The following is a 19,165-nucleotide window of genomic DNA, read 5'->3' as shown; positions in this document are numbered from 1 at the left end:
GACCGAGGGTGTGATCAGTTGTGGCCATTTCGCTGTCTGTGGTGTTGCTCCTGGCGATCATCATGGTGGTGCTGATCCGCGGGGGGAACCTCAAGGCGGGTCCGGCCATCGTGGCGGTCCTCTTCGGCTTCTTCCTCGCCTCCACCGGCATGGCCGACGACATCCAGCGCTTCCTGGACTCGATAACGCAGACCGTGGCGTCCATCAAGTTCTGAGAAAGCCCCTCGGGGGTGAACGCCCCCGGGGAACGACACGGGGCCCGGACCGCTTCTCGCGGTCCGGGCCCCGGGCCATGTGGAGCGGGTGACGGGAATCGAACCCGCGTAGCTAGTTTGGAAGACTAGTGCTCTACCATTGAGCTACACCCGCACAGCATCGCGCCGCAGGTCACGAGGACCGCGGCACGAAGAGCATGTTACCGGGTCCACGGCCGTCCTCGCACACCCCGCGAAACGGGGGCGCCGCACAGTCCTCGTGCATGTACCCTACGTGTCGCACCGACGGGGTGTGGCGCAGCTTGGTAGCGCGTCCGCTTTGGGAGCGGAAGGCCGTGGGTTCAAATCCCGCCACCCCGACCATGACGATCACGCGCCCGCCCCGGGCGTTCTTGATCATGTTGTGGGCGTCCTCCCGCTTGCGGTTACTATGCAGGCTGCGTGCCCGTGCGTCTCTCTGACCGGGCCGATCGGCCGGACCCGCCCCGCGCGGACCGGCGGATTCCAGGAATCAGCCACAAGGAGACCGAACCGTGAAGAGCGCCGTGGAGACCCTGAACCCGACCCGGGTTCGGCTCACTGTCGAGGTGCCCTTCGAGGAGCTCAAGGACAGCCTCGACGCGGCGTACAAGAAGATCAACCAGCAGGTCACGGTCAAGGGCTTCCGCAAGGGCAAGATCCCGGCTCGCGTGATCGACCAGCGGTTCGGCCGCGGCGCCGTGCTGGAGGAGGCCGTCAACGACGCGCTCCCGAAGTTCTACACCGAGGCCGTCACCGAGGCCGAGGTCAACCCGCTCGGCCAGCCCGAGGTCGACATCACCGAGCTGAAGGACGGCGAGCTGCTGGCCTTCACCGCCGAGGTCGACATCCGCCCGGCGATCGAGATCCCGGACTACTCCGGCATCGAGGTCACCGTCGACGCGGTCGAGGTCACCGACGAGGACGTCGAGAAGTCCGTGGAGCAGCTCCGCGAGCGCTTCGCCTCGACCTCCCCGGTCGAGCGCGCCGCCCAGGACGGCGACGTCGTCACCATCGACCTGGAGGCCAAGGTCGACGGCGAGGTCCTGCCCGACGGCGTCGCCAGCGACGTCTCGTACACCATCGGCTCCGGCGAGCTGCTCGACGGCATCGACGAGGCCGTCAAGGGCCTGGAGGCCGGCGGCGAGGCCACCTTCACCTCGCAGCTGAAGGGCGGCTCCGCCGAGGGCAAGGACGCGGAGGTCACCGTCAAGGTCACCGCCGTCGCCGCCCGCGAGCTCCCCGAGCTGGACGACGACTTCGCCCAGCTCGCCTCGGAGTTCGACACCCTCGACGAGCTCAAGGCCGACAGCCGCAAGCGCCTCGAGAACATGAAGCAGTTCGACCAGGCCACCCAGGCCCAGGAGCGCGTCCTCGACGAGCTCCTCAAGCTGGTCGAGGTCCCGATGCCCGAGAAGCTCCTCGAGGACGAGATCAACACCCGCAAGCACAACCTGGAGCACCACCAGCTCGGCCAGATGGGCCTCGACCTCGACAAGTACCTGGAGATCCAGGGCAAGACCGAGGAGGAGTTCCTGGCCGAGACCAAGGAGCAGGCCGAGAAGGGCATCAAGACCCAGTTCATCCTCGACGAGCTGGTCAACCGGGAGAAGCTCGACGTCTCCCGCGAGGAGCTCACCGAGCACCTGTTCCGCCGTGCCGCCTCCTCCGGCATGAGCCCCGACCAGTTCGCCCAGGCCGTGGCCCAGGGCGGCCAGGTGCCGATGCTCGTCGGCGAGGTCGCCCGCGGCAAGGCCCTCGCGGTCGTCGTCGAGGCCGCCAAGGTCGTCGACACCGACGGCGAGGTCGTCGACCTCTCCGACGACGAGGACGAGGTCACCGAGGCCGCCGCCGAGGCGGCCGAGGGCACCGACGCCGAGGCCTCCGAGGACAAGTAAGGCCCGGAGCGGCGCGGAGGCCCAGGCCCCCGCTCCGCACCACTCCGCGGGCCCGTGCGCACAGCTGTGCGCACGGGCCCGCGGACGTACCGGGACCCCGCCGCGCCCGCCCAACTACCTTGCGCTCCCAGCGAACAGTTCGGGAACCGGGATGGCGTTGTCCCACCTGCGCGTTAGGGTCCATGGATACGAGGGCAGTGCCTTCTGGACAAGACGCAGTGCCTTCCGAACGAGACGCGGAGACGGCCCGGGGCCGTCGGAGACGAGCAGGTGGATACGTGACGAATCTGAAGCCTTACGCCGCGGGTGAGCCGTCCATCGGTGGCGGCCTCGGCGACCATGTCTACAACCGGCTGCTCGGCGAGCGCATCGTCTTCCTCGGCCAGCAGGTCGACGACGAGATCGCCAACAAGATCACCGCCCAGATGCTCCTGCTGGCCGCCGAGCCGGACAAGGACATCTACCTCTACATCAACAGCCCCGGTGGCTCGGTGACGGCCGGCATGGCCGTCTACGACACCATGCAGTACATCCCGAACGACGTCGTCACCATCGGCATGGGCATGGCGGCCTCCATGGGCCAGTTCCTGCTGACCGGCGGCGCCCCCGGCAAGCGCTTCGCGCTGCCGAACACCGACATCCTGATGCACCAGGGCTCCGCCGGCATCGGCGGCACCGCCTCGGACATCAAGATCCAGGCCGAGTACCTCCTGCGCACCAAGAAGCGCATGGCCGAGATCACCGCGCACCACTCCGGGCAGACCGTCGAGGCGATCATCCGCGACGGCGACCGCGACCGCTGGTTCACCGCGGAGGAGGCCAAGGAGTACGGCCTCATCGACGAGATCATCTCCGCCGCCTCGGGCGTTCCGGGCGGTGGCGGCACGGGCGCCTGAGCCCCGCCGGACCGCTCAAGAGCCCCAGCCCACCGAACGCCACCAGGACGGTGAACACCCAGATGCAGAACAACCTCTCCGCGAGCGGCCTCTACACCGGCGCGCCGATGGACAACCGCTACATCGTGCCGCGCTTCGTGGAGCGCACCTCGCAGGGCGTGCGCGAGTACGACCCGTACGCGAAGCTCTTCGAGGAGCGCGTGATCTTCCTCGGCGTGCAGATCGACGACGCCTCCGCCAACGACGTCATGGCGCAGCTCCTGTGCCTGGAGTCGATGGACCCGGACCGCGACATCTCGATCTACATCAACAGCCCCGGCGGCTCCTTCACCGCGCTGACGGCGATCTACGACACGATGCAGTTCGTGAAGCCCGACATCCAGACGGTCTGCATGGGCCAGGCGGCCTCCGCCGCGGCCGTGCTGCTCGCCGCCGGCACCCCCGGCAAGCGGATGGCCCTGCCGAACGCCCGCGTGCTGATCCACCAGCCCTCCGGCGGCACCGGCCGCGAGCAGCTCTCCGACCTGGAGATCGCGGCCAACGAGATCCTGCGGATGCGCAGCCAGCTGGAGGAGATGCTGGCCAAGCACTCCTCGACCCCGATCGAGAAGATCCGCGACGACATCGAGCGCGACAAGATCCTGACCGCCGAGGACGCCCTGGCGTACGGTCTGGTCGACCAGATCGTCTCGACCCGCAAGAGCGCGGCCGCCGCCGAGCGCTGACGCCCGACCTTCCCCTGACACGGTTCGTGTGGCCGAATCGCGACCATGTGAACCGTGCCAAGGGGGGCCCGAACGGGGGGCCCGGCAAGGTACCGTCGAATATGAGGCACCAGGAGTCGCTGAACCACGCGACTCCCAGGCGAAGGGGAAGCACCTCGTGGCACGCATCGGTGATGGCGGCGACCTGCTCAAGTGCTCGTTCTGCGGAAAGAGCCAGAAGCAGGTGAAGAAGCTCATCGCGGGACCCGGTGTGTACATCTGCGACGAGTGCATCGACCTCTGCAACGAGATCATCGAGGAAGAACTCGCGGAGACGAGCGAGGTGCGCTGGGAGGAACTCCCCAAGCCCCGCGAGATCTACGAGTTCCTCGAGGGGTACGTCGTCGGGCAGGAGCCCGCGAAGAAGGCCCTCTCGGTCGCGGTGTACAACCACTACAAGCGCGTCCAGGCCGGCGAGAACGGCGGCGCGCAGGGCCGTGACGACGCCATCGAACTGGCGAAGTCCAACATTCTGCTGCTCGGCCCCACGGGCTCCGGGAAGACGCTGCTCGCGCAGACCCTGGCCCGCATGCTCAACGTCCCGTTCGCCATCGCCGACGCGACGGCGCTCACGGAGGCCGGCTACGTCGGCGAGGACGTCGAGAACATCCTCCTGAAGCTGATCCAGGCGGCCGACTACGACGTCAAGAAGGCCGAGACCGGGATCATCTACATCGACGAGATCGACAAGGTCGCCCGCAAGAGCGAGAACCCGTCGATCACGCGCGACGTCTCCGGCGAGGGCGTGCAGCAGGCCCTCCTGAAGATCCTGGAGGGCACCACCGCCTCCGTGCCGCCGCAGGGCGGACGGAAGCACCCCCACCAGGAGTTCATCCAGATCGACACGACGAACGTGCTCTTCATCGTGGGCGGCGCCTTCGCCGGCCTGGAGAAGATCATCGAGTCGCGGGCGGGCGCCAAGGGCATCGGCTTCGGGGCGACCATCCGCTCCAAGCGTGAGATCGAGGCGAGCGACCAGTTCCAGGAGGTCATGCCGGAGGACCTGGTGAAGTTCGGGATGATCCCCGAGTTCATCGGCCGTCTCCCCGTCCTCACCTCCGTCCACAACCTGGACCGCGAGGCGCTCCTCCAGATCCTGGTCGAGCCGCGCAACGCGCTGGTGAAGCAGTACCAGCGCCTCTTCGAACTCGACGGCGTGGAACTGGACTTCGACCGCCCGGCCCTGGAGGCCATCGCCGACCAGGCGATCCTGCGCGGCACCGGCGCGCGCGGCCTGCGCGCCATCATGGAGGAGGTCCTCCAGTCGGTGATGTACGAGGTCCCGTCCCGCAAGGACGTGGCCCGGGTCGTCATCACCGCCGACGTGGTCCGCGACAACGTCAACCCGACGCTGGTCCCGAGGATCGTGAAGAACGACGGCAGGCACGAGAAGTCGGCCTGACGACGACACGGAAGGGGCGCCCCACCGGTTCGGTGGGGCGCCCCTTCCGTGTGTGCGCGCCGGGTGCGCGTCGCGTCAGAGCTTGACGCGGATCTCCTTGCGGAGCTTGGCGGCGATCTCGGCGGTCCCGTCCACGGTGCCGGCCTTGCCCGCCATCAACTCGGCGAGGTTGAAGTGCATCACGTAGCCGACCGTGCTGTGGTCGCCCCAGACGCACACGGGCATGGTCACTTCCTTGGGGCCGACGCCCCCGGACTCGGCGCCCGGCGCGTAGTGCATCTCCTGGCACTTCATCACGGCGCCGTCGAGGCCCGCGGGCGTGACCGTCCTGGGGCTGCCGATGAGCCCGCCCTTGTCCTTGTCCTTGCTCTCCTCGGACTTGGCCTTCATGGCGGCGAAGACGTTGTCGACCGTCTTCCCGGGATCGTCGATCTCGCCGTACGTGCCGCCGAACGCCATCATCTTGCCGGCGAGCGGGTTGGTCTTGTCCTCGACCTGCCATGTGCCGTCGACCTCCTGGGGGTTCTTGACCCCCAGCGCCGCGGAGTCCTCGACGAGGTCGTTGTCGTCCGACTTCTTGCCGTTGTCGGGCGCCTTCTTGTACTCGCCGAGCACCGTCTCCGGGGTGATCAGCTTGTGCGGGCCGTCGTCCGCCACGGAGGAACCGCCGCCGCCGACCACGAAGTACGCGCCCACGGCGATCGCCGCGACCACGGCCACCGCGCCGACGATCCAGCCCGCCTTGGACTTCCCGGGGGCCGGCGGGGGCGGCGGGAAGCCGCCGGGGCCCTGGGGCGCGCCGTACGCGGGCTGTTGTCCGTACGGGCCGGGCTGCTGCGGGTAGCCGTACGGCTGCTGCGGCGGAACGCCCTGCGGGGCCTGCTGGGGATAGCCGTAGCCGGGCTGGGCGCCGTACGGCCCCGGCTGCTGCGGCTGGCCGTAGGGGCCCGGCTGACCGTAGGGCCCGGGCTGCTGGGGCGGCTGACCGCCGTACGGGCCCGGCTGGTTGTAGCTCATCGACAGGTTCCCCTCACAGGATGTTTGTGCCTGCCGAACATCCTGGCGGAACCGTCGGACACCCGGTGCGGCGGGGGCCACACCGTTACCGAACCAAAGCGTTTCAGGACAGGGGCGCAACACCCCTAAACTGGCCCCGTGACCGAGAACACTCAGCAGCAGACAGCGCCCACCACCGAACTGCCGACCCAGTACGCGCCGGCCGAGGTAGAGGGGCCGCTGTACGAGCGCTGGGTGGAGCGGGGCTACTTCGAGGCGGACGCGAAGAGCGAGAAGCCTCCGTACACGATCGTCATCCCGCCGCCGAACGTCACCGGATCGCTCCACCTGGGCCACGCCTTCGAGCACACGCTGATCGACGCCCTCACCCGCCGCAAGCGGATGCAGGGCTTCGAGACGCTGTGGCAGCCGGGCATGGACCACGCCGGCATCGCCACCCAGAACGTCGTCGAGCGCGAGCTCGCCAAGGAGGGCAAGTCCCGCCACGACCTGGGCCGGGAGGCGTTCGTCGAGCGCGTCTGGCAGTGGAAGGCCGAGTCCGGCGGCCAGATCTCCGGCCAGATGAAGCGCCTGGGCGACGGCGTCGCCTGGTCCCGCGAGCGCTTCACCATGGACGAGGGCCTGTCCCAGGCCGTCCAGACCATCTTCAAGAAGCTCTACGACGACGAGCTGATCTACCGGGCCGAGCGCATCATCAACTGGTGCCCGCGCTGTCTGACGGCCATCTCGGACATCGAGGTCGAGTACCAGGACGACGACGGCGAGCTGGTCTCCATCCGGTACGGCGAGGGCGAGGACTCGCTGGTCGTCGCCACCACCCGGGCCGAGACGATGCTCGGCGACACGGCCGTCGCCGTCCACCCCGACGACGAGCGGTACAAGCACCTGATCGGCAGGCGGATCAAGCTGCCGCTGACCGACCGTACGATCCCGGTCGTCGCCGACACCCACGTCGACCCCGAGTTCGGCACCGGCGCCGTCAAGGTGACCCCGGCGCACGACCCGAACGACTTCGAGATCGGCCAGCGGCACGACCTGCCGAACCTCGCCGTCATGGACGAGCGCGCGGTCATCACCGCCCACGGTCCCTTCCAGGGCCTGGACCGCCTGGAGGCCCGCTCCGCGATCGTCGCCGCGCTGCGCGCCGAGGGCCGGATCGTCGCCGAGAAGCGTCCGTACGTCCACTCCGTCGGCCACTGCTCGCGCTGCAAGACCACCATCGAGCCGCGTCTGTCGATGCAGTGGTGGGTCAAGGTCGGCCCGCTGGCGAAGGCCGCCGGTGACGCGGTCCGCGACGGCAAGGTCAAGATCCACCCGCAGGAGATGGAGAAGCGGTACTTCGACTGGGTCGACAACCTGCACGACTGGTGCATCTCGCGCCAGCTGTGGTGGGGCCACCGCATCCCCGTCTGGTACGGCCCGAACGGCGAGGTCGTCTGCGTCGGACCCGACGAGCAGCCGCCGGCCGGCGAGGGCTGGCACCAGGACACCGACGTCCTGGACACCTGGTTCTCCTCCGGCCTGTGGCCGTTCTCCACGCTCGGCTGGCCGGAACGGACCGAGAGCCTCGAGAAGTTCTATCCGAACTCCGTCCTGGTCACCGGCTACGACATCCTCTTCTTCTGGGTCGCCCGGATGATGATGTTCGGCCTGTACGCGATGGACGGCACCCCGCCGTTCCACACCATCGCCCTGCACGGCATGGTCCGTGACCAGAACGGCAAGAAGATGTCGAAGTCCTTCGGCAACGTGGTCAACCCGCTGGACTGGATGGACACCTACGGCTCCGACGCCGTCCGCTTCACCCTGGCCCGCGGCGCGAACCCGGGCGTCGACGTCCCGATCGGCGAGGACTGGGTCCAGGCCTCCAGCAAGTTCGCCAACAAGATCTGGAACGCCACGCGCTTCGCGCTGATGAACGGCGCCACGGTCGAGGGCGAGCTGCCCGACCCGTCGGAGATGTCCGCCACGGACCGCTGGATCCTGTCGCGGCTCAACAAGACGGTCGCCGAGGTCGACGCGTTCTACGACGACTACCAGTTCTCGAAGCTGTCGGACGCCCTGTACCACTTCGCGTGGGACGAGGTCTTCGACTGGTACGTCGAGCTGTCGAAGACGACCTTCTTCGCCGGCGGCGAGGGCGCCCGGGTCTCCGGCCGGGTCCTCGGCGAGGTCCTCGACGTCATGCTGCGCCTGCTGCACCCGGTGGTCCCGTTCGTCACCGAGGCGCTGTGGACCACGCTGACCGGCGGCGAGTCCGTCGTGATCGCCGACTGGCCGAAGGACAGCGGCTTCCGCGACACCGCCGCCGAGCAGGAGATCGCGCTGGTCCAGCGGGTCATCACCGAGGTCCGCCGGTTCCGCAAGGACCAGGGCCTCCAGGACGCCCAGAAGGTCCCCGCCCGCCTGGAGCTCGGCGGCACCGCGCTCGCCCCGCACGAGCCCGCCATCCGGCAGATCCTGCGCCTCCAGCCGGAGGGCGAGGGCTTCTCCGCCACCGCCTCCCTGCCGGTCGCCGGGGCCACCGTCGCGCTCGACCTGTCGGGCACGATCGACGTGGAGGCGGAGCGCAAGCGCCTCACGAAGGACCTCGCGGCGGCCGAGAAGGAGAAGGCCCAGGCGAACGGCAAGCTCGGCAACGAGGCGTTCCTGGCCAAGGCGCCGGACAACGTGGTCGAGAAGATCCGCACCCGCCTCGCCAAGGCGGACGAGGACATCGCCCGCATCCAGGCCCAGCTGGCGAACCTGCCGCAGGCCTAGTTCCGTAAGTCACTTACGGAGGGCCCGGAATCGAGCGATCGGTTCCGGGCCCTTCCCGTACGGGTGCGCCGGGCGCCCGGCACGCGGCCCGCGACCCTGGATGATGGAAGGCATGCTCCGTCTTCCCGCCGTCCCCGCGCTGCGCCGTCGCGCGGAACGGTGGGCGGGCTCGCCCCGCGCGCTCGACGTCGTCGCCGCGCTCAGCGCCTTCGGCCTCATGGTCCTGGACGTGCCGGGCCTCGCCCGCGAGGACAACTCCCTCACCGGCGTCACCGCCACCCTGGTCCTGGCGGCCGGCGCGGCCACGCTCGTCCTCCGGCGCCGGCTGCCGTGGTTCCCGTACCTGGTGGCGCTCGGCCTGATGGGCTGGCTGCACGAGCTGACCATGGTCCAGTTCGCGCTGTACTCGCTCGGCCGGTTCCGGGGCCGGCGGGCCGCCGTTACCGCGACCGCGCTGTACGTCGCCGTCGCGTACGCCTTCTTCCAGACCCCCGGCCGGCCCCTCCACGGCTACACCCTGAGCGACTTCCTGAGCGTCGTCGTCCCGATCGGGGTCCTCGCGGCGGGCGTCGGCATCGCCGCGTACCGCCAGGACCTCGTCCGCGCCCTGGAGACCGAGCGCCGCGAGGCCGCCGCCCGGCAGGCCGTCCAGGAGGAGCGGATCTCCGTCGGCCGGGACGTCCACGACCTGGTGGGCCGCGAGCTGACCGTCCTCGCGGTCCGGGCCGAGGTCCTCGCCGTACGGGCCCGGGACGGGGCCCACCGACGGGACTTCGAGGAGCTGGCGGACACCGCCCGGCGCGCCCACCGGATGCTCAACGAGACGATTGTGCGGCGCGCCGGCCGGGACCCGGCCACCTCCGGACTCGACGGGCTCGCCGCCCTCGCCCGGGAGAGCGGGCGGATGGGCACCCCCGTGCGGCTGACGGTCGCCGAGGAGGCGAAGGCGCTGTCGCCGCTCCGGCAGACGGCCGTCCACCGGGTCGTCCAGGAGTGCCTGACGAACGCGGCCAAGCACGCGCCCGGCCTGCCCGTGACGGCCGTGATCGCGGTGGCGGGGGCCGACCTGCGGATCGAGGTGCGCAACCCGCTGCCGTCCGCGCCGCCGGACCGGGCCCCCGTCTCGACCGGCACCGGCCTGCTCTCCATGGCGGAACGGGTCACCAGCATGGGCGGCACGCTGGCGGCGGGACCGGAGGACGGGGAGTACGTGGTGAGGGCGACGCTTCCGACGGGCCTCGACCGCTGAGCGCACCGACCGTCCGGCGCCCCGGTCACCGGGCGATGAGCGGGCCGTCCGCGCCGCGCCCGGGCCGCTCCGTAGACTGGCCCCGTGAGTGAGCCCCGCGATCCGTCCGACACGCCCGACACGCCCGACGCCTTCGACGAGATCGTCGACAACGAGACCACGCGCGATCCCGACCTGGCGGTGATCGAGGCCGGCAGCCGCACCCTGCGCGCCCAGGCCGGACCGCCCCAGGGCGACCCCGTGCCGAGCCGCCCCGAGGACCCGGAGCTCGACGAGGCGCTGCGCGAGGTCGAGACCGAGCTGTCCACCCGCTGGGGCGAGACCAAGCTGGAGCCCTCGGTCACCCGGATCGCGGCCCTGATGGACGTCCTCGGCGAGCCGCAGCGCGCGTACCCCACCATCCACATCACCGGCACCAACGGCAAGACGTCGACGGCCCGCATGATCGAGGCCCTGCTCGGCGCCTTCGAGCTGCGCACCGGGCGGTACACCTCGCCGCACGTGCAGACCATCACCGAGCGGATCAGCCTCGACGGCGCCCCGATCCCCGCCGAGCGGTTCGTCGAGACGTACCGGGACGTCGCGCCGTACGTGGAGCTGGTCGACGCCCGCGAGGAGTACCGGCTCTCCTTCTTCGAGGTCCTCACCGGCATGGCGTACGCGGCCTTCGCCGACGCCCCGGTCGACGTGGGCGTGATCGAGGTCGGCATGGGCGGCACCTGGGACGCCACGAACGTCATCGACGCCTCCGTCGCCGTCGTCACCCCCATCGACCTCGACCACACCGACCGGCTCGGGGAGACGCCCGCCGAGATCGCGGCCGAGAAGTCCGGGATCATCAAGCCGGGCGCGACCGTCGTCCTGGCCCAGCAGCCGGTCGACGCGGCCCAGGTCCTCCTGAAGAAGGCCGTCGAGGCGGACGCCACCGTGGCCCGGGAGGGCATGGAGTTCGGCGTCACCTCCCGCGAGGTCGCGGTCGGCGGCCAGCTCCTCACCCTGCGCGGCCTCGGCGGCGAGTACGACGAGGTCTTCCTGCCGCTGCACGGCGCCTACCAGGCGCACAACGCCGCCGTGGCCCTCGCGGCCGTCGAGGCCTTCTTCGGGATCGGCGCGCAGCACTCCCGCACCCTCGACGTGGACACGGTCCGCCGGGCGTTCGCACGGGTGGCCTCGCCCGGCCGTCTGGAGATCGTCCGTTCCTCCCCGACGGTGATCCTGGACGCCGCGCACAACCCGCACGGCGCGCGGGCGACCGCCGAGGGCGTCAGCGAGGCCTTCGGCTTCTCCCGGCTCGTCGGCGTGCTCTCCACGAGCGCCGACAAGGACGCCAGGGGAGTCCTGGAGGCCTTCGAGCCGATCCTCGCGGAGGTCGTGATCACCACGAACTCCAACCCGCGGGCCACCGACGTGGACGCGCTCGCCGCCCTGGCGGTCGAGGTCTTCGGCGAGGACCGGGTCGTCGTCGAGCCCCGGCTGCCCGACGCCATCGAGGCGGCCATCACCCTCGCGGAGGAAGAGGCCGAGTACGGCGGCGCGGGTGTCCTCGTGACCGGTTCGATCTTCACGGTCGGCGACGCCCGGCTGCTGCTCAAGAGGGGCTGAATCCCATGCGCACGCTCTGTTCCTCGACGCTGATCGGCGAGTTCTTCGTGATCGGCTTCGCCGGGCTCGTCGCCATGAAGGACGACACGCTGGCGACGTCCACCGTCTGGTGGGTCTGCGGGGTCGCCATGGTCTTCTCGGTGCTGCTGTGCGGGATGGTCACCCGGCCCGGCGGCGTCCAGCTCGGCTGGGCGCTCCAGATCGGCCTGATCGCCAGCGGCTTCTTCGTCCCGGTCATATTCTTCCTCGGAGCGGCCTTCGCCGCCCTGTGGTGGGCCTCCGTGCACTACGGCCGGAAGGTCGACGAGGTCAAGGCCCGCTGGGCCGCGTCGCAGGCCGCCCAGGGTCCGGCAGAGCCTGACGCTGCGTAATCGGGGCTCGTGCGGGCCCTGTAGCCTCGGAGGCCCGCACACCGCTTTTCCCGAAGGAGTTCCCCCGTGAGCCAGCGCACGCTCGTCCTGCTCAAGCCCGACGCCGTCCGCCGCGGCCTGGTCGGCGAGATCATCGGCCGCATCGAGCGCAAGGCCGGCTGGACGCTCGCGGCCCTGGAGCTGCGCGAGCTGGACCAGGAGACGCTGGAGCAGCACTACGGCGAGCACAAGGGCAAGCCCTTCTACGAGCCGCTGATGGGCTTCATGTCCTCCGGCCCCGTCGTCGCGCTGGTCGTCGAGGGCGAGCGGGTCATCGAGGGCGTCCGGCAGCTCGCCGGCCCGACCGACCCGATCGCCGCCGCGCCGGGCTCCGTCCGGGGCGACTTCGGCACCATCGTCCGCGAGAACCTGATCCACGCCTCGGACTCCGAGGAGTCGGCCCTCCGCGAGCTGAAGATCTTCTTCCCGGGTCTGGTCTGATCCGTACTCCGCTCGCTCCGGGTCCCGTCTGATCCGGCGTCAGCCGAACGCACCATCGCGATGGGGCGACCGAAGGAATTTCGGTCGCCCCCAGGCATATGAACGACAATCCCGGGAACGGATCGCCGCATCCTGCCGTCACCTGTACAGAGGTGGACCACCGCGCGGCATCCGGGCGGGCAGCACTACGATGGAAAACTCCACGCCGCACCACTCTCAGCCATGGGAAATCAAGGGGAACTCAATGTCGTTCATCGGCCGTGACATGGCTGTCGACCTCGGGACCGCCAACACGCTGGTGTACGTCAGGGGGCGAGGCATCGTTCTGAACGAGCCGTCCGTCGTCGCGATCAACACCAACACCGGCGGCATCCTGGCGGTCGGCGCAGAGGCGAAGAAGATGATCGGCCGGACCCCCGGCAACATCGTCGCCGTGCGCCCCCTCAAGGACGGCGTGATCGCCGACTTCGAGATCACCGAGCGGATGCTCCGCTACTTCATCCTCAAGATCCACAAGCGCCGCTACCTGGCCCGCCCCCGGGTCGTCGTCTGCGTGCCCTCCGGCATCACCGGAGTGGAGCGCCGCGCCGTCATCGAGGCCTCGACCCAGGCCGGCGCCCGCCAGGTGCACATCATCGAGGAGCCCATGGCGGCGGCCATCGGCTCGGGCCTCCCCGTCCACGAGGCCACCGGCAACATGGTCGTGGACATCGGCGGCGGCACCACCGAGGTCGCCGTCATCTCCCTTGGCGGAATCGTCACGGCACAGTCCATCCGGGTGGCCGGCGACGAGCTGGACAACGCGATCATCCAGCACGTCAAGAAGGAGTACTCGCTCCTCCTCGGCGAGCGCACGGCCGAGCAGATCAAGATCACCATCGGCTCCGCCTACGACCTGGAGCAGGACGAGCACACCGAGATCCGCGGCCGCGACCTCGTCTCGGGACTCCCCAAGACCGTGGTCATCTCCGCCGCCGAGGTCCGCAAGGCCATCGAGGAGCCGGTCAACGCGATCGTCGACGCGGTGAAGACCACCCTCGACAAGTGCCCGCCGGAGCTCTCCGGCGACGTCATGGACCGCGGCATCGTCCTCACCGGTGGCGGCGCCCTGCTGCGCGGCCTCGACGAGCGCCTCCGCCGCGAGACCGGCATGCCGATCCACATCGCCGAGGACCCGCTGGACTCGGTGGCGCTCGGCTCCGGCAAGTGCGTGGAGGAGTTCGAGGCCCTCCAGCAGGTCCTCGACGCGCAGCCGCGCCGCTGACACCGCGGGACGGCCCGGTGCGGTACAACTACCGCACCGGGCCCCCGCACACCCGCTCGTACTCGCACGACCACGCGCACCACCGCGCGCACCACGGAACAACGGAACAGACGGACCACGAGGAAAGGCACGGCCGCCGCACGTGAGGGACACACGAGAGAGCCGGCTGCTCCTGGTACTGCTGATCGCCATCGCGTTCGCACTGATCACGGTGGACATCCGCGGCGGCCGGGAATCACCCGTCGACGGTGCCCGGCAGGCCGCGGCGGCGGTCTTCGGACCGGTCGAGAACGGTGTGGCCGCCGCCGTCGACCCCGTCGGCAACGCCATAGGGGCGGTACGGGACTCCGGCGAGCGGCACACCCGGATCGCCGCCCTGGAGAAGGAGAACGCCGAGCTGAAGGCGAAGCTCGGCAGCGACGACCGCAACCGCAGCCGCCTGAACGAGCTCGACACCCTGCTCAGGACCGCCGGAGCCGGCCAGTACGGCATCAAGGGCGCCCAGGTCGTCGCCATAGGAGCGGCCCAGGGCTTCTCCTGGACCGTCACCATCGACGTCGGCGCCCGTGACGGCATCCAGCGGGACATGACCGTGCTCAACGGCGCCGGGCTCGTCGGCCGCGTCACCACCGTCGGCCCCTCCACCTCCACCGTCCTCCTCGCCAACGACCCCGACTTCACCGTCGGCACCCGCATGGAGAAGAGCGACGAACTCGGCTTCGCCACCGGCCAGGGCAACAGCCCGCTGCGCGTCCAGCTCCTCAACGGCAAGGCCGAGGTGAAGCCCGGCGACCGCCTCGTCACCTTCGGCTCGCGCGCCGACCGGCCCTTCGTGCCCGGCGTCCCGGTCGGCGAGATCGTCCGCGTCGACCCGGGGGGCGGCGGCCTGACCCGCAACGTCTACGTCCGCCCGTACGTCGGCTTCACCAAGCTCGACATCGTCGGCGTCGTCGTCCAGGCCCCGCGCTCCAACCCGCGCGACGCGGTCCTGCCGCGCAAGCCCGGGCCCGCGCCGACCGTCACGGTCACGGCCACGCCGAAACCGACGGGCAGCCAACAGCCGGGACAGGAACAGGCCCAGAACCAAGCCGGCCCGGATCAGGGCGGGGACCAGGGGGACGCGACACCGTGAAGTTCAACCGCATCCTCCTCTCCGCCGCCCTGATCGCGGTCGCCCTGGTCGTCCAGGTCTCCGTCCTCGCCCGCCTCCAGCTCCCCGGTGCCGTCCCCGACCTCGTCCTCCTCACCGTCGTCGGCCTCGCCCTCGTCTACGGACACGTCAGCGGCGCCCTCATCGGCTTCACCGCCGGCCTCCTCGCCGACCTCGCCCCGCCCGCCGACCACGCCGCCGGCCGCTACGCCCTCGTGCTCTGCCTCGTCGGCTACCTCGTCGGCCTGGCCCGCCCCGAGAACGGCCGGCTGACCTCGGCGCTCGGCCCCATGGCCGTCGTCGTCGCCGCGGCCGTCGGCTCCACGCTCCTCTACGCGGGCGTCGGCGCCCTCGTCGGCGACACCGCCGCCCGCCACGTCGGCCTGACCTCCCTGCTGTTCACCGCGGCCCTGTACGACCTGCTCCTCGCGCCCTTCACGGTGCCGCTCGTCATGGCGCTGGCCCGGCGCGCCGAGAACGATCCGCTCGCCGACACCGGCGGGGGAGCGGGCACCGACGTCGCCTCCGGCTGGCTCTCCTCCGGCACCGGCCTGAGCATCGGGACCCAGCGCGGCGGCCTGCGCGTGAAGGCCGCACGGAACCGGGCCTCACGGGCCGGACGCATCAAGGGAGTCAAGCGACTGTGACCGAGGGGGCCAAGGCAGCATGAGCAACATCCCCGAGACCGGCCGGACCCCCCGGGTCCGGATCCGGCTCGTCGTCATCCAGATCCTCGTCTTCTCCCTGCTCCTCACCCTGGGGGGACGGCTCTGGTACCTCCAGATCCGCAACGGCAAGGAGTACACGGACGAGGCCAGGAACAACCACGTCCAGCAGGTCGTCCAGCCCGCCGTCCGCGGCTCGATCCTGGACGCGCGCGGCGTCCCGCTCGCCGACAACGAGACCCGGCTCGTGGTCTCCGCGTCCCGCACCGAGCTGATGAAGATGAAGGACGACGGCAAGGCGGTCCTCACCCGGCTCGCCGGCGTCCTCGGCATGAAGCCGCAGGACGTCATCAACAGGATCCGGCTCTGCGACTCCCAGACGCCCAAGCCCTGCTGGAACGGTTCTCCCTACCAGCCGATCCCCGTCACGGACGAGGCCACCACCCAGCAGGCGCTGACGATCCGTGAGAGCTCGGAGAACTTCCCCGGCATCACCGCCGAGCCCACCGCCGTCCGCCGCTACCCGGCCCCGGGCAAGGCCCGCACCGCGCAGGTGCTCGGCTACCTCTCGCCCGTCACCGACTCCGAGATCGAGAAGGCCAAGGACACCGACTCGCCGTTCCTCCGCTCCGACCAGGTCGGCCGCTCCGGCATCGAGCGGACGTACGACAAGGAGCTGCGGGGCAAGGCCGGCGTGACCCGCTACGAGGTCGACAACCTCGGCCGCGTCATGGGCCAGGCCGAGTCCGATCCGGGAGTGGCCGGCTCCACCCTCGTCACCAGCATCGACGCCCGGGTCCAGGCCGCCGCCGAGTACGAGCTCCACGCGGCGATGAAGGCCGTCCGGAACGAGACCGACAACATCACCGGCCGCAAGTACGAGGCCGACGCGGGCGCCGTCGTCGTCATGGAGACCAGGACCGGCCGCATCGTCGCGATGGCCTCCCAGCCCGACTACGACCCCAACGCCTGGGTCGGCGGCATCTCCGCCAAGGACTACTCCACCCTGACCAGCAAGGCCTCCAACTACCCGCTGCTCAACCGCGCCATCCAGGGCCAGGCCCCCGCCGGCTCCATCTTCAAGGTGATCTCGGCGAGCGCCGCCGTGCGGGCCGGCCACGACTTCAACGACAAGTACAACTGCAGCAGCTCCTACAGCCTCGGCAGCCGCAGCTTCGCCAACTTCGAGTCCCAGGGACACGGCCCCATCACCCTCGGCGAGGCCCTCAAGTACTCCTGCAACACCGTCTTCTACGCCCTCGGGCACCAGGAGTGGCAGCGTGACGGCGGAATAAAGCCCAAGAAGGACGCCAAGGACTGGTTCTACCGTACCGCCCGTGACTTCGGGCTCGGCGCCGAGACCGGCGTCGACCTGCCGAACGAGGTCACGGGCCGCGTCCCCGACCGCCAGTGGAAGCAGAGCTTCTGGGCGGCCAACAAGGACGTCTGGTGCAAGCAGGGCAAGAAGGGCGGCAGCTACGTCCAGCAGATCGCCTACGAGAGCTGCCTCGAAGGCAACCAGCTGAAGGCCTACGACAGCATCAACTTCGCCATCGGCCAGGGCGACGTCCTCGTCACCCCCATCCAGATGGCCACCATCTACGCCGCCATCTCCAACGGGGGCACCCTCTACGACCCCACCGTCGGCAAGGCCGTGATCGGCCCCGACGGCAAGAGCGTCCGGGAGATCGCCCCCAAGGCCCACGGCAGGCTCCCGATCAACGCCCAGACCGTCCGGGACCTCGACAAGGGACTGCGCTCCGTCGTCGAGCCCGGCGGCACCGCCGCCTGGCGCTTCGGAGGCTGGCCCCAGGACAAGATCCCGATGCGGGCCAAGACCGGCACCGCCCAGGTGTACGGCAAGCAGACCACCTCCTGGCTGGCCACCTACACCGACGACTTCACCATCGTCATGACGATCTCCCAGGGCGGCACCGGCTCCGGCGCCTCCGGCCCCGCCGTGCGCAACATCTACGACGCCCTCTACGGACTCGACGACGAGGGCAACCAGGACCTCAAGAGGGCCCTGCTGCCCGGACCGCAGAAGACCCTGCCGAAAATCAACCGCTACGGCACCATCGACGCCCCCGCGGTCCGGCCGTACGATCCCGCCGCGCAGAAACCCGACCCCGCGAAGAGCGACGGCCCCACCCAGGAGGACGACGGGCAGCCGCCGCTCGCCGGACCGCCGCCCGGCCGGAGGGACTGACCCGATGACGACCCGCACCAGCTTCTCCGTCTCCCGCTACGCCCCCCAGCGCGGTCCGCTCGTGAAGCTCACCGCCCGCGACTCGGTGCTGCGCCGCCTCGACTGGCCGATGCTGCTCTCGGCGCTCGCCCTCTCCCTCCTGGGCGCCCTGCTCGTCTGGTCCGCCACCCGGGGCCGCACCCAGCTCAACCAGGGCGACCCGTACTACTTCCTCTTCCGGCACCTCCTCAACACCGGCATCGGCCTCGCCCTGATGGCCGGCACGGTCTGGCTCGGCCACCGCACCCTGCGCGGAGCCGTGCCCGTCCTCTACGGCATCTCGATCCTGCTGATCCTCGCCGTCCTCACCCCCCTCGGCGCCACCATCAACGGCGCGCACGCGTGGATCGTGATCGGCGGCGGCTTCTCCCTCCAGCCCAGCGAGTTCGTCAAGATCACGATCATCCTGATCATGGCGATGCTGCTCGCGGCCAAGGTCGACGCGGGGGACCAGCTCCACCCCGACCACGGAACCGTCGCCAAGGCCCTCGTCCTCGCCGCCCTCCCCATGGGCATCGTCATGCTGATGCCCGACCTCGGCTCGGTCATGGTGATGGCGGTCATCGTCCTCGGCGTGCTGCTCGCCTCCGGGGCGTCCAACCGCTGGGTCCTCGGCCTGATCGGCGCGGGCGTCCTCGGCGCGGTCCTCGTCACCACCCTCGGAATGCTCGACGAGTACCAGATCAACCGCTTCGCGGCCTTCGCCAACCCCGACCTCGACCCGGCCGGCGTCGGCTACAACACCAACCAGGCCCGCATCGCGATCGGCTCCGGAGGCCTGTACGGCACGGGCCTCTTCCAGGGCCACCAGACCAGCGGCCAGTTCGTGCCCGAGCAGCAGACCGACTTCATCTTCACCGTCGCGGGCGAGGAACTGGGCTTCGTCGGCGCCGGCCTCATCCTCGTCCTCCTCGGGATCGTCCTCTGGCGCGCCTGCCGGATCGCCCGCGAGACCACCGAGCTGTACGGCACGGTCGTCGCGGCCGGCATCATCGCCTGGTTCGGCTTCCAGTCCTTCGAGAACATCGGCATGACCCTCGGCATCATGCCGGTCGCGGGCCTGCCGCTGCCGTTCGTCTCGTACGGCGGCTCGTCGATGTTCGCGGTCTGGGTGGCCATCGGACTCCTCCAGTCGATCCGCGTCCAGCGCCCGATGACCGCCTGAG

16 protein-coding genes and 2 tRNA genes are annotated in these 19,165 nt (G+C 70.3%); 16 read left to right on the top strand and 2 right to left on the bottom strand.

What is annotated here, in order from left to right; all coding sequences use genetic code 11:
• The first annotated feature begins 20 nt into the window (after positions 1-20).
• Positions 21-215: a hypothetical protein gene (locus ACFY7E_RS07010; RefSeq protein WP_062755669.1), complete on the top strand. Its 195-nt coding sequence runs from the start codon at positions 21-23 to the stop codon at positions 213-215.
• Positions 216-295: 80 nt separating this feature from the next.
• Here ACFY7E_RS07010 and ACFY7E_RS07005 read toward each other — a convergent pair.
• Positions 296-369, bottom strand: a tRNA-Gly gene (locus tag ACFY7E_RS07005).
• 132 nt (positions 370-501) lie between these two features.
• Here ACFY7E_RS07005 and ACFY7E_RS07000 point away from each other — a divergent pair.
• The 5 genes from ACFY7E_RS07000 to clpX all read left to right on the top strand — a co-directional run bounded on the left by ACFY7E_RS07000 (position 502) and on the right by clpX (position 5,193).
• Positions 502-578, top strand: a tRNA-Pro gene (locus ACFY7E_RS07000).
• Between the two features lie 170 nt (positions 579-748).
• A complete protein-coding gene (tig, locus tag ACFY7E_RS06995) occupies positions 749-2,131 on the top strand; it encodes a trigger factor (RefSeq protein ID WP_389481606.1) in 1,383 nt (460 codons plus the stop codon).
• A 278-nt stretch (positions 2,132-2,409) separates the two neighbouring features.
• Positions 2,410-3,027, top strand: a complete 618-nt coding sequence (locus ACFY7E_RS06990) for an ATP-dependent Clp protease proteolytic subunit (protein ID WP_383448237.1) — start codon at positions 2,410-2,412, stop codon at positions 3,025-3,027.
• 62 nt (positions 3,028-3,089) lie between these two features.
• Positions 3,090-3,752, top strand: coding sequence for an ATP-dependent Clp protease proteolytic subunit (locus ACFY7E_RS06985; protein WP_389482211.1), 663 nt, complete (start codon positions 3,090-3,092; stop codon positions 3,750-3,752).
• Positions 3,753-3,909: 157 nt separating this feature from the next.
• Positions 3,910-5,193 (top strand): ATP-dependent Clp protease ATP-binding subunit ClpX, encoded by a 1,284-nt coding sequence (gene clpX / locus ACFY7E_RS06980; RefSeq protein WP_030210686.1) that lies wholly within the window; start codon positions 3,910-3,912, stop codon positions 5,191-5,193.
• A 75-nt stretch (positions 5,194-5,268) separates the two neighbouring features.
• Here the strand turns inward: clpX and ACFY7E_RS06975 are convergent, their stop codons facing one another.
• Positions 5,269-6,210, bottom strand: a complete 942-nt coding sequence (locus ACFY7E_RS06975; protein ID WP_389481604.1) for a hypothetical protein — start codon at positions 6,208-6,210, stop codon at positions 5,269-5,271.
• A 138-nt stretch (positions 6,211-6,348) separates the two neighbouring features.
• Here ACFY7E_RS06975 and ACFY7E_RS06970 point away from each other — a divergent pair, with 138 nt between their 5' ends.
• The 10 genes from ACFY7E_RS06970 to rodA all read left to right on the top strand — a co-directional run bounded on the left by ACFY7E_RS06970 (position 6,349) and on the right by rodA (position 19,164).
• Positions 6,349-8,970, top strand: coding sequence for a valine--tRNA ligase (locus tag ACFY7E_RS06970; RefSeq protein ID WP_389481602.1), 2,622 nt, complete (start codon positions 6,349-6,351; stop codon positions 8,968-8,970).
• Positions 8,971-9,082: 112 nt separating this feature from the next.
• A complete protein-coding gene (locus ACFY7E_RS06965) occupies positions 9,083-10,219 on the top strand; it encodes a sensor histidine kinase (RefSeq protein WP_389481600.1) in 1,137 nt (378 codons plus the stop codon).
• Between the two features lie 84 nt (positions 10,220-10,303).
• Complete coding sequence (locus tag ACFY7E_RS06960; RefSeq protein ID WP_389481598.1) at positions 10,304-11,821, top strand: bifunctional folylpolyglutamate synthase/dihydrofolate synthase; 1,518 nt, start codon at positions 10,304-10,306, stop codon at positions 11,819-11,821.
• A gap of 5 nt (positions 11,822-11,826) precedes the next feature.
• Positions 11,827-12,192, top strand: a complete 366-nt coding sequence (locus ACFY7E_RS06955; RefSeq protein WP_389481596.1) for a DUF4233 domain-containing protein — start codon at positions 11,827-11,829, stop codon at positions 12,190-12,192.
• A gap of 66 nt (positions 12,193-12,258) precedes the next feature.
• Entirely contained in the window at positions 12,259-12,672 is a 414-nt protein-coding gene (ndk, locus tag ACFY7E_RS06950; RefSeq protein ID WP_351972473.1) for a nucleoside-diphosphate kinase, read from the top strand.
• A 244-nt stretch (positions 12,673-12,916) separates the two neighbouring features.
• Positions 12,917-13,936, top strand: a complete 1,020-nt coding sequence (locus ACFY7E_RS06945; protein WP_383443052.1) for a rod shape-determining protein — start codon at positions 12,917-12,919, stop codon at positions 13,934-13,936.
• A gap of 142 nt (positions 13,937-14,078) precedes the next feature.
• Positions 14,079-15,068 (top strand): rod shape-determining protein MreC, encoded by a 990-nt coding sequence (gene mreC / locus ACFY7E_RS06940; protein WP_389481593.1) that lies wholly within the window; start codon positions 14,079-14,081, stop codon positions 15,066-15,068.
• Positions 15,065-15,733, top strand: coding sequence for a rod shape-determining protein MreD (gene mreD / locus ACFY7E_RS06935; RefSeq protein ID WP_383443046.1), 669 nt, complete (start codon positions 15,065-15,067; stop codon positions 15,731-15,733). The genes mreC and mreD overlap by 4 nt, the downstream gene beginning before the upstream one ends.
• A 19-nt stretch (positions 15,734-15,752) precedes the next feature.
• Positions 15,753-17,960, top strand: a complete 2,208-nt coding sequence (gene mrdA / locus ACFY7E_RS06930; protein ID WP_389481591.1) for a penicillin-binding protein 2 — start codon at positions 15,753-15,755, stop codon at positions 17,958-17,960.
• Between the two features lie 4 nt (positions 17,961-17,964).
• Positions 17,965-19,164, top strand: a complete 1,200-nt coding sequence (gene rodA, locus ACFY7E_RS06925) for a rod shape-determining protein RodA (protein ID WP_383443040.1) — start codon at positions 17,965-17,967, stop codon at positions 19,162-19,164.
• Position 19,165 lies beyond the last annotated feature (1 nt).

It is taken from the genome of Streptomyces sp. NPDC012825, from assembly GCF_042900925.1.
GTDB lineage: Bacteria > Actinomycetota > Actinomycetes > Streptomycetales > Streptomycetaceae > Streptomyces.
The sequence above is the reverse complement of the archived record's forward strand: the minus strand, read 5'-3'. Positions and strand labels throughout refer to the sequence as shown.